This window comes from Streptomyces sp. NPDC021749, assembly GCF_040640655.1.
Taxonomy (GTDB): Bacteria; Actinomycetota; Actinomycetes; order Streptomycetales; family Streptomycetaceae; genus Streptomyces.
This window is the reverse complement of sequence record NZ_JBFACE010000088.1, coordinates 1-10,395: the sequence shown is the minus strand read 5'-3', so window position 1 is coordinate 10,395 and position 10,395 is coordinate 1. Positions and strand designations below refer to the sequence as shown.

General features: G+C 72.2%; 8 protein-coding genes and 1 pseudogene. 4 read left to right on the top strand and 5 right to left on the bottom strand.

The genetic code is table 11. From position 1 onward, the window contains the following. The first annotated feature begins 124 nt into the window (after positions 1-124). From AB0G35_RS36985 to AB0G35_RS36975, 3 genes are all read left to right on the top strand, one after another. Positions 125-244 carry an SGM_5486 family transporter-associated protein gene (locus AB0G35_RS36985; RefSeq protein ID WP_261952231.1) on the top strand — a complete coding sequence of 40 codons (120 nt, stop codon included), beginning with the start codon at positions 125-127 and terminating at the stop codon, positions 242-244. Between the two features lie 409 nt (positions 245-653). Then, positions 654-842 (top strand): hypothetical protein, encoded by a 189-nt coding sequence (locus AB0G35_RS36980; RefSeq protein ID WP_360959113.1) that lies wholly within the window; start codon positions 654-656, stop codon positions 840-842. Positions 843-928: 86 nt separating this feature from the next. Next, complete coding sequence (locus tag AB0G35_RS36975) at positions 929-1,447, top strand: histidine phosphatase family protein (protein WP_360959110.1); 519 nt, start codon at positions 929-931, stop codon at positions 1,445-1,447. Between the two features lie 524 nt (positions 1,448-1,971). Here AB0G35_RS36975 and serB read toward each other — a convergent pair. After that, positions 1,972-3,219: a phosphoserine phosphatase SerB gene (gene serB, locus AB0G35_RS36970; RefSeq protein WP_360959107.1), complete on the bottom strand. Its 1,248-nt coding sequence runs from the start codon at positions 3,217-3,219 to the stop codon at positions 1,972-1,974. Between the two features lie 749 nt (positions 3,220-3,968). On the opposite strand from serB, the gene AB0G35_RS36965 reads away from it, so the two are divergent. After that, positions 3,969-6,575, top strand: coding sequence for an FHA domain-containing protein (locus tag AB0G35_RS36965; RefSeq protein WP_360959104.1), 2,607 nt, complete (start codon positions 3,969-3,971; stop codon positions 6,573-6,575). 99 nt (positions 6,576-6,674) lie between these two features. Here AB0G35_RS36965 and AB0G35_RS36960 read toward each other — a convergent pair whose 3' ends face one another. The 4 genes and pseudogenes from AB0G35_RS36960 to AB0G35_RS36945 all read right to left on the bottom strand — a co-directional run. Then, on the bottom strand, positions 6,675-7,460 hold the full coding sequence (locus tag AB0G35_RS36960; protein WP_360959101.1) for a transglycosylase SLT domain-containing protein: 786 nt from the start codon (positions 7,458-7,460) through the stop codon (positions 6,675-6,677). Between the two features lie 315 nt (positions 7,461-7,775). Then, positions 7,776-8,477, bottom strand: a complete 702-nt coding sequence (locus tag AB0G35_RS36955) for a nitroreductase family protein (protein WP_360959098.1) — start codon at positions 8,475-8,477, stop codon at positions 7,776-7,778. A gap of 16 nt (positions 8,478-8,493) precedes the next feature. After that, a complete protein-coding gene (locus tag AB0G35_RS36950) occupies positions 8,494-9,621 on the bottom strand; it encodes an S-adenosylmethionine:tRNA ribosyltransferase-isomerase (protein WP_360959096.1) in 1,128 nt (375 codons plus the stop codon). Next, positions 9,618-10,214 (bottom strand): annotated as a pseudogene (locus AB0G35_RS36945) (SDR family oxidoreductase); the annotation flags it as partial. The gene AB0G35_RS36950 and the pseudogene AB0G35_RS36945, both read right to left, overlap by 4 nt. Positions 10,215-10,395 lie beyond the last annotated feature (181 nt).

Here is a 10,395-nt window from a genome sequence, read left to right as displayed (position 1 = left end):
GGCGCGGCGTGGGGGGCGGGGGCGGCGCCGGGGCGGCCCCGGTCGTGGGCGGCGCGGGGGCCCCCCCCCCCCCCCCCCGGGCCCCCCCCCCCACGGCCGGATCCGCGGGTGCGACACTGGGCCCATGCCAGTGCTCGAACCGAATCCGCAGGGCAGCCAGAAGAAGCTGCTCCTCGTGCTGGGCCTCATGCTCGGTGTGACCGTCGTCGTCGCGATCATCGCGAGCATCGCCGCACCACGCTGAGGCCGCCGGGTCGTACGGCGTCCGGCTGCGCCGCGAGGGTAGGGATATCCCCCCGTCCCCTAGGGGGCCGGTATCAGGGATAAGTGGGTGGCTTCCCGGATAGGAACGGCCGCTGGTGATCCGTAGCTTCGAAGCACACCGCAGAGCGCGGTGGCCGAGCCGCAGCCCCGCGGCCGTGCAGCCCCTTCGATGCGTCACGGAGGCGATCCCCATGTCCGCCGCGTTCAGCCGGTCACCCGCAGCCGCGGCCGCCCGCCTGCGGAGGACCAGCGGCCCGCGGAGGACCAGCGGCCCGCGGACGCCCGGCCTCCGGATACCCGGTATGCGGGCGCACGGCATACGGATACGGATACCCGGCCTGCGGGCGCCTTGGCTGCGGACACGAGGTCTGCGGACACGAGGTCTGGGGATGCGAGGTCTGGGGGCGGGCGGTCTGCGGGCGCGGCTGCCGTGGTGGGCGCTGGCCCTGCCGTTGGTCTCCTTCATGGCCCTGCTGGCGCTCGTGGCGAGTCCCGCCCGGGCGAGTGCGGCGAGCGCCCCGCAGGGGTTCGCGGTGCTGCTGGAGTACCTCGTGGGAATCCTCCGGATAGCTGCCTGAGCGCCCCGGATGCCTGCTGTCACCCAGCAGGGGGAGCGCTTCAACACCCCGAGCCCCGCGCCGCCTTTCATGCGAAGCTGGGACGCATGAGCGTCGATACACCCCGCCGGATTGTCCTCCTCCGCCATGCCAAGGCCGAATGGTCGGAGACCAGCGATCATGAGCGTCCGCTCGCCGAGCGCGGCCGCAAGGACGCCCCCGTCGCCGGCCGCTGGCTGGCCGGGTCGGGCGTCACCCCCGACCTGACGTTGTGCTCGACGTCGACGCGCACCCGCGAGACGTGGAAGCTCGCCGTCCATGAACTCCCCCAGCGCCCCAAGACCGTCTACGACGAGCGGATTTACGAAGCCTCCCTCGGCGAGCTCATCGCCCTGCTGAACGAGACCTCGGACGATGTCAACGACCTGATGCTGGTCGGGCACAACCCGGGCGTGCACGCCCTCGCGGACGCGCTTTCGGGGGAGGCCGACGGCGATCTGTTGCCGCGGATGAACCGCAGCGGCTTCCCGACGGCCGCGATCGCCGTGGTCGCCTTCAACGGCTCGTGGAAGTCGGTGGAGCACGGCGTCGGCCGGCTGATCGCGTACTGGACGCCGCAGGGCTGAGCCCTTTCGCGCCCGGAAGCGGCAGGGCTGAGCCTCCCGTCCGGAAGCGGCAGGGCCGAGCCCCGTGCCCGTCGGCACCGCCAGGCCGAGGTCCCCGGCCCGGCAGCCGCCGCACCACAGCGCACGGGACGCCCGAGCAAGACGGCAAGCGGGGCCCCGGCACACCGCCGGGGCCCCGCTCATGCCTCGGCCGGCCCTTAGGGCTCGCGCGGGCGCCCCTTCGGGCTCACGCGGCCTGCGGTTCGGGCTCATGCGGCCGGCCCTTATCGGCCCTTATCGACCCTCTCAGGCCAGGCGCGGGCGGGTCTCTCAGCGGCGCCCCCGGCCCCGTCCTCCGGGATCTGGGCACCGGAACTCCCACGACCAGGCCGGCCGCGCCCGCCCGCCCGGCCAAGGCGTCCGCCCAGGCTCCGGGCGCGCCCGCTACCGCGCCACTACCGCCCCCGCTCCGTCCGCCACAGCCCCCGCCCCGCCCGCTCCGCGCTCACTCCGCCCGCTCCGCGCTCACTCCGCCCGCTCCGCGCTCACTCCGCGTGGGTGTCCGCCGCCTCGACCTCTTCGCGGGTGATGCCCAGCAGGTACAGCACGGTGTCCAGGAACGGCACGTTCACGGCCGTGTGGGCAGCCTCCCGCACCACCGGCTTGGCGTTGAAGGCGACCCCGAGACCGGCGGCGTTGAGCATGTCGAGGTCGTTGGCGCCGTCACCGATCGCCACGGTCTGGTCCAGCGGCACCCCGGCCTGGTGCGCGAAGTCCCGCAGCAGCCGTGCCTTGCCCGCCCGGTCCACGATGGGCCCGGTGACCCGGCCGGTCAGCTTGCCGTCGATGATCTCCAGGGTGTTGGCGTTGGCGAAGTCCAGCCCCAGCTCCTCCTGCAGCGCGTCGGTGACCTGGGTGAAGCCGCCCGAGACGACGCCGACTTGATAGCCGAGCCGCTTGAGCGTCCGTACCAGGGTGCGGGCGCCGGGGGTGAGCCGCACCTCCTTGCGCACCGCCTCCACCACCGACTCGTCGAGCCCCGCGAGCAGCTCGACCCGGGCGTGCAGCGACTGCTCGAAGTCCAGCTCACCGCGCATCGCCGCGGCGGTCACCTCGGCGACCTCGGCCTCGCAGCCCGCGTGTGCCGCGAACAGCTCGATGACCTCGTCCTGGATCAGCGTCGAGTCGACGTCCATCACGACCAGCCGCTGGGCCCGGCGCTGCAGTCCGGCCGCCACCACGGCGACGTCCACGCCCAGCTGCGCGGCCTCCAGGGCCAGTGCCGTGCGCAGGGCCTCGGTGGCCGCGCCGGAGACGGCGAATTCCACGGCGGTCACCGGATACTTGGCGAGCCGGAAAATACGGTCGATGTTGCCGCCGGTGGCCGTTATGGCGGCGGCGATGGCGGCGGTGGACTCCGCGGTGAGCGGGTGGCCGAGCACGGTGACGTGCGAACGTCCGGTGCCGCGCGGACGGTTGTCACCGCGGCCGGAGATGATCTCCGCCTGGAGGTTCAGGGATTCGGCCCAGCTGTGCACGGTGGCCCGCAGGTCCCCCTCGGAGGAGCCGCTGGTGCCCTGGCCGGGGGAGGGCGTGGTGACCAGTGCGCACAGCGTGATGCGCCCCCGGGTCACGACCTGCTCGATGTCCACGACATCGACGGAGTAGGCGGCGAGGGTGTCGAAGAGACCAGCGGTGATGCCGGGCCGGTCCTTCCCGAAGATCTTCACGAGAAGGGTCGGTACGTCATCGCCCGGTACGGCGGTGGCAGGCGGGATCTGCGATGCGCTCATGGTGCCCTTACGGTAACCGCCGGGCCGTCGCGCCCGTACGGCTGTCCGGGGTTCGGACCGCGGCGGCACGGTCCGCCACCTGCGGCGGCACGGTCCGCCACCGGCCCGCAGCCCGCGCGGTGGGCCCGCCGTCCGTGGTCCCGGCGGCCCGTTGATCGTTATGGAGTCGTGTCCGGCCCGCCCGGATCCGCAGGTCGGGACAACCCCGAAGGAAAGCCCAACTCCCTTGGCCCGCCGGGGGGTTCGGTACGCCGCGGCCGGCACGTACCGAGGGCGCAGCCGTCCGCACGGCGCCCCGGGCAGCCCGCGCACGGATCACCGGCGAACCGCGCACGGATCACCGGCGAACCGCGTACGGACCGAGCGCGAACCGCGTACGGACCGGGTACGAACCGCCGACACGATCCGGATGATGTCCACTTTCCTCCCATGATGCGGCCTCCCGGTCCGCTCCGCACGGCCTCCCGGCCCGCTCCGCACGGCCTCCCCGGCCCGCTCCGCACGGCCTCCCCGGCCGGGCCGCCGCCCCCGTCCTGACACCCGCCCGTCCGGTACATCCGTAATCCGGTGATCCCGGTTGATCCATGGGTTCTTCCCGTGCTCCGGGAGTGTTTGGCGGGCCCCGCGGAAGCCGTCTGCACCCCGGCCCCGTCCCGGTTTCCGGTCCGCGGGCCGAGCCTGAAATAGTTCCTCACGATGTTCGCCATCCCTAGACTTCGCGCACAGGGCGTCACTCGGGGGACTATGTAATGGGGCATGGAGTGCCTGAACTCGTACTCGAATTGAACGGAAGGACCTGGACGCTCGATCCGTCCCGGTCCTACAACGTGGGCCGTGATCCGCAGGGCGACATGGTGCTCGACGACGCCAGGGTCTCCTGGCGCCACGCCACCGTGCGATGGGGCGGCCGCAGCTGGATCATCGAAGACCACGGCAGTACCAACGGCACCTACGTCCAGGGCCAGCGGATCCACCAGACGGAGATCGGCCCCGGTTCCGCCGTGCATCTGGGCAACGCCACCGACGGCCCCCGGCTGACCCTGTCCGCCGCCGCGCCGGCCGCCGACGCCTTCAGCGCGCAGCCCGCGATGACGCCGCAGCAGCAGCCGGCCGCCCAGGGATGGCAGGCGCCCCCCGCGCACCGGGCGCCGGGCCAGCAGCCGCCCGTTCACCAGCAGCCGCCCGCCCAGCAGGGCTGGCAGGCGCCGCCGCAGGGCCAGCAGCCGCCGTACGTCCCGCCGCAGCAGGCCGTACCCCAGCAGCCCCAGCAGCCCCGGCAGGCCGTCCCCCCGCAGCAGGCCCGCCGGCCCCAGGAGCGTCCGGCGCCGAACGCCGGCGGCGCACCGTCCGGCGACCGCAGCCCGACCACCTTCCACCGCCTCGACATGGGCCGGGTGATGCGGATCGGTCGTGCGCTGGAGAACGAGCTGGTCGTCTCCGACCTCCAGGTCTCCCGCCACCACGCCGAATTCCACGCCACCCCCGACGGCCGCTTCGAGATCCGCGACCTCGGCAGCCACAACGGCACCTACGTCAACGGCCAGCCGGTCCCCAAGTCCGGCAAGGCCCCGGTCGGTCCGAACGACATCATCGGCGTCGGCCACTCCACGTTCCGGCTGGTCGGCGACCGCCTGGAGGAGTTCGTCGACACCGGCGAGGTCTCCTTCTCGGCCCGCCACCTCACGGTCACCGTCGACGGCGGCAAGCAGATCCTCAAGGACGTCTCCTTCGGCGTCCCGGAGAAGTCGCTGATCGCGGTCATCGGCCCGTCCGGCTCCGGCAAGTCGACCCTGCTCAAGGCGCTCACCGGCTACCGCCCCGCCGACCAGGGCGACGTCCTCTACGACAACCGCAACCTCTACAAGCAGTTCGCCGAACTGCGCCAGCGCATCGGCCTGGTCCCGCAGGACGACATCCTGCACAAGGAACTGACCGTCCAGAAGGCGCTGCGCTACGCCGCCAAGCTCCGCTTCCCCGGCGACACCGCGGAGTCCGAGCGCGAGGCCCGGATCGGCGAGGTGCTGCGCGAGCTGAAGCTCGACGTCCACAAGGACAAGAAGGTCACCTCGCTCTCCGGCGGCCAGCGCAAGCGCGTCTCGGTGGCCCTGGAGCTGCTGACCAAGCCGTCGCTGATCTTCCTGGACGAGCCCACCTCGGGCCTCGACCCGGGCATGGACCGCGACGTCATGAAGCTGCTCCGGGACCTCGCCGACGACGGCCGCACGGTCCTCGTCGTCACCCACTCCGTGGCCGAACTCGGCCTCTGCGACAAGCTGTTGGTGATGGCGCCGGGCGGTGGCGTGGCCTACTTCGGCCCGCCCGAGGAGGCGCTGAACTTCTTCCAGTACGACACCTGGGCGGACGTCTTCTCGGCCTTCGAGAACTACCGCGACTACGACTGGATGGGCCGCTGGCGCGGCTCCCCGCACTTCCAGATGTACGCCGCGGACATCGACGCCACCGCCCCGCAGTCGGTGGCCATCCAGGCGCCGCCGGCCCGGACCCAGAAGTCCCAGAGCTGGGGCTCGCAGCTGTGGACGCTGATGCGGCGGTACGTCTCGGTGCTCGCCTCCGACCGCGGCTTCCTGGGCCTGATGCTGATCCTGCCGGCGGTGCTGGGCGTGGTCTCGATGCTGATCCCCAGCGACTACGGCCTTGGTTACGGACCGCTGAACCGGCACCGCACCAACCGCGACGCCAGCACCATCATGCTGATCCTCGCGGTCGGCATGTGCTTCTCCGGCGCGGCCAACTCGGTCCGTGAGCTGATCAAGGAACGGGTCATCTACGAGCGGGAACGGGCCACCGGCCTGTCGCGGTCGGCGTACCTGATGTCCAAGGTGATCGTGCTGGGCGTGGTGACCGCCGTCCAGGGCGTGATCATCGCGGCGATCGGCTTCTCGACCCGGAACATGCCCACCGAGGGCCTGATCGTCCCCAAGGCCCCGGCGGTCGAGATGGCGCTGGCGATCATCGCGCTGGGCTTCACCTCGATGATGTTCGGCCTGATCATCTCCTCGCTGGTCAAGACCGCCGAGAAGACCATGCCACTGCTGGTCATGTTCGCCATCGTCCAGGTGGTCTTCACCGGCGTGCTCTTCCAGCTCTTCGACACCCTCGGCGTCGCCCAGGTCGCCTGGCTGATGCCGTCCCGCTGGGCGGTCGCCGCGATGGGCGCGACGGCCGACATGAACACCCTGCTGCCGTGGGAGCTGGGCAACCCCGACCCGCTGTGGAAGCACCAGACCGGGGTGTACGTGATGGACATGATCATCCTGATCAGCCTGGGCGTCGCGCTGGCCTTCGTCGTCGCGCGGCTGCTGCGCCGCCACGAGCCGGAGGTCATGCGCAAGTAGCGCCCGGCCCGTACCGCACACCGCCGAGGGGCGGCACCCGCAGTCGGGTGCCGCCCCTCGGCGGTGTGCGCGCGTCCCCCCGGACGGTCGAACGGTGGCTCAGTAGGCCGAGTTGACGTTGTCCATCGAGCCGTACTTGTCGGCCGCGTAGTTGCAGGCGGCGGTGATGTTGGCAACCGGGTCGTAGATGTTCCAGGAGGTGCCCGCGACGTGGTACGCCTTGAAGGTCGGGTCGATCACCTGCAGCAGGCCCTTGGACGGGATGCCGTTCTGGGCGTTGATGTCCCAGAGGTTGATCGCCATCGGGTTGCCGGAGGACTCCCGGATGATGTTGCGGTAGATGCCGTTGTACGAGCCGGGGATGCCCTTCTTGGCCATGACGTCCAGCGACTCGCGGATCCAGCCGTCGAGGTTGTTCGGGTAGGTCTTCTTCACGACCGGCTTCGGCGCGGCGGCCGGGACCGCGGTGCGGACCGCGGAGCGGCTCGCGGCCTGCTTCGCCTGGCGCTCCTTGGCGGCCTTGGCGGCCTTGGCCTTCGCCTCAGCCTTGGCCTTCGCCTCGGCCTTGGCCTTCGCCGCGGCGGCGGCCTTGGCCTTGGCGGCCTTCTCGGCGGCGAGCTTCTTGGCGGCGGTCTCGGCCTTGCCCTTGGCGGCGGAAGCGTCGGCCTGCTTGGCGATGGTGGCCTGCTGGGCCCGGGCGGCCGTGCCGACGGCGCTGAAGGCGACCGGCTTGACGTTCTCGACGGCGGTGGCCTGGGTCTTGCCCTGGTCGGCGTCCGCACCCGGAACGGCGGCGAAGATCAGAGCTGCGGCACCGGCTGCGGCGACACCGGCGACACCGAGCTTGTGCGTCCGGTTGATGCGGGAAAGAGCGTGCTTGGGCATGGCGGGACAGACCTTCCGAATGGGGGACGTCGCACGGGCCTTGAGTGGCGACCAACGCCGAGTTCTGACCACGGCGCCGAGCGACGGGAGCCATTCTTAGCGGCCGAAAATTGCCCCGGCAAAGGTGTGACGTACGATCCGGGTTAGTGGAACCAGTAGGGGGAATATTGCGTCCGGAATGGACAAATCCCTGGTCAGGCGGGATTTCCTGGTCCACTAACCCGGGTCGTAAGTGATTTACGCCCTATTGGCGGCGTCACAGCCCGAAGGGGATGGTCTTGCCGGGAGTAGTTGCAGATGCACAGCCCGTATGCGCTAGAACTCGACCAGTACCTGATCCAGGCTCTTCCGGATCAAATCGGGCACTTCGCACTCCGGTGCCGGGTAGCCCACCGGAATCACCGCGAACGCCTTCTCGTTCGCCGGCCGCCCCAGGACCTCCTGCAGGAACCGCATCGGGCTGGGCGTGTGCACCAGCGCCGCCAGCCCCGACAGATGCAGCGCGGACAGCAGCATGCCGACCGCGATCCCCACCGACTCGTCCACGTAGTAGTGCTTGCGCCTGCTGCCGTCCGCACCCAGCCAGTGGCGCTGCTGGAAGACCACGATCAGGTACGGCGCATCGGTCAGATGCGGCTTGACCTCGTCCGTGCCCAGCGGCCGCAGCGCCGCCAGCCACTCCTCGCCCAGCCTCCCCTGGTAGGACCGGCGCTCCTCGGCCTCCGCCGCCGCCCTGATCCGGCGCCGCACCTCGGGGTCCTTGACCAGCACGAACGTCCACGGCTGCTGGTGGGCCCCGGACGGCGCGGTCGCCGCACAGGCGATCGCGTCCTTCACCACCTGCTCCGGCACCGGGTCGGCGGCGAACTGCCGGACCGTGCGCCGCCGGCCCATCCGCTCCCGCAGTTCGGCGGCCCGGGCCAGGGACTCGGCCGCCGGCATCCGCGCCGGCCGGTACGGCACCGGCCGGTAGGGCTCACCGTGGGTCGGTGTCCAGCTCCTCGTTGAATGCGACATGCACCGAGTCTCGGACTCAGCCCGGCAGCAGCAGATGCAGATCGCCGAATTCGTGCCACAGGTAGCGCCGCTCCACCGCCGCCTCGTACGCCCGCTCCAGCGCGGCCCGGTCCGCGGCCGCCGACGCCACCGCCCGAAGCATCAGCAGATGGGAGGCGGTCGGCTCGTGCAGCCCGGTGAGCAGGCCGTCCACCGCCCGCACCCCGCGCTCCGGGGTCACCACCAGGTCCGTCCACCCGGCCGCGGCCCGCACCCGCCCGTCCGCGCCGGCCGCCGACTCCAGCGCCCGTACGGCCGTGGTGCCCACCGCGACGATCCGGCCCCCGGCGGCCCTCGGCGCCGCCCTGCGGCGGGCCCGTGCGGCGTTCACCAGCCACGCGGTCGCCGCCGGCACCACGAAACGCTCCGGATACGGCGGCTCGAACGCCTCCGCCGACGCCACCCCCGTGTGCGGCGAGATCGGCGCGAACTGCACCCCCCGGCTCACCAGCCGCGCCACCAGCTCCGCGGTGAACGGCCGCGCCGCGCTCGGCATCTCCGCACGGCCGGCGCCGGGCGAGTCCACCGCGAACACCGTCCGGTACGCGGCCGGCGGCTGGTCCCGCCCGGTGTAGCCGTACCGGATCGGCCGCCCGTGACGCCGCAGCAGCTCCGGTACCCGCAGCCCGGACGGCCGCGCCCACCACAGCCGTACCCCGCCCGGGTCCACCGGCGCCTGGAGGGCGAGCCGGGCGCCGCCGGGCAGCCGCACCACCGTGCCGGGCGGACCGCCGGCCCGCGGCAGGGTGCTGCCCCGGCCGTCCGGCCCGCGCAGCTCCACCGCCCAGCAGCCGGCCACCGCCCGGCCCGCCGGATGCCACCGGTCGGCCCGGGTCGAGAAGTGCACCACCACCGGCTCGCCGCGCCCCCGGCCGTCCCCGATCCGGCCGTCCACCGCGGCCGGCAGCGTCCGTGAGGTGTTCACCACCAGCACGTCCCCGGCCCCGAGCAGCTGCAGCAGCTCCCGGAAGACGTGAGGGGCGGGCTCCCGCGTCCCCCGGCTCACCAGCAGTCGTACGTCGTCCCGGCCCAGGCCCGGGCCGCGCTGCTCGGCCGGCACCCGGGCCGACAACTCCTCCGGGACCCGCAGCGCCTCGGCGATCACCGCGCGCCCACCCCGTCGGACGCACCGGTTCCGGCCCCGGCGAGCAGCTCCGCCGCCGTGTACCGGCCGCTGGGGGCCGCGTCGTCCAGCAGCCGCAGCAGCGCGGGCACGACCGTCTCCGGCAGCGGCCGGTCCGAGTCGTCGTCCGGGACGGCGGCCGCGTACAGATCGGTTTGCATGTCGCCCGGATCGACCCGCCACACCCGCAGCCCCGGCTCCTCCACCGCGAGCACCGCCGACTGCCGGTCCAGCGCCGCCTTCGCCGCTCCGTAGCCGCCCCACGTCGGGTACGCCTCGACGGCCGCGTCCGAGCTGAGGGTGAGGACCGCCCCGCCCGGCCGCCTTTCCGGCTCCACATCCGACCCGCCATAATAGGACGAATCGGACATTTCCTTATTCCCCTTGCCCTCTGCATAAAGGGCACCTCCCCTATAAGGGGAATCAACCCCATACGATTCCCAATAGGAGGAGCGACGCAATAGCGGCAAAGCGTGCTGAACAATGCCCAGCGGTGCCACCACGTTCATCTCCAGCGCTCGCCGCAGCCCCTCCAGCGGCAGATCCGCCAGTCGCACCAGCGGCTCGGCCCCCAGCGCACCCCGGCCCGCGCCCTCACCGTAGGAACGCCGCCACCCGCCGGGCGTCGGCCGCCGGACCGGCCCCGGCCAGGGCGTTCGGCCTAGTACTGCAACCGCATGTGGTGTGACTGTGTGGGCTGGGGCTCGTTGGTGTGACTGTGTGAGAAGTCGCTGACGGTTGAGCAGATCGAGTCGT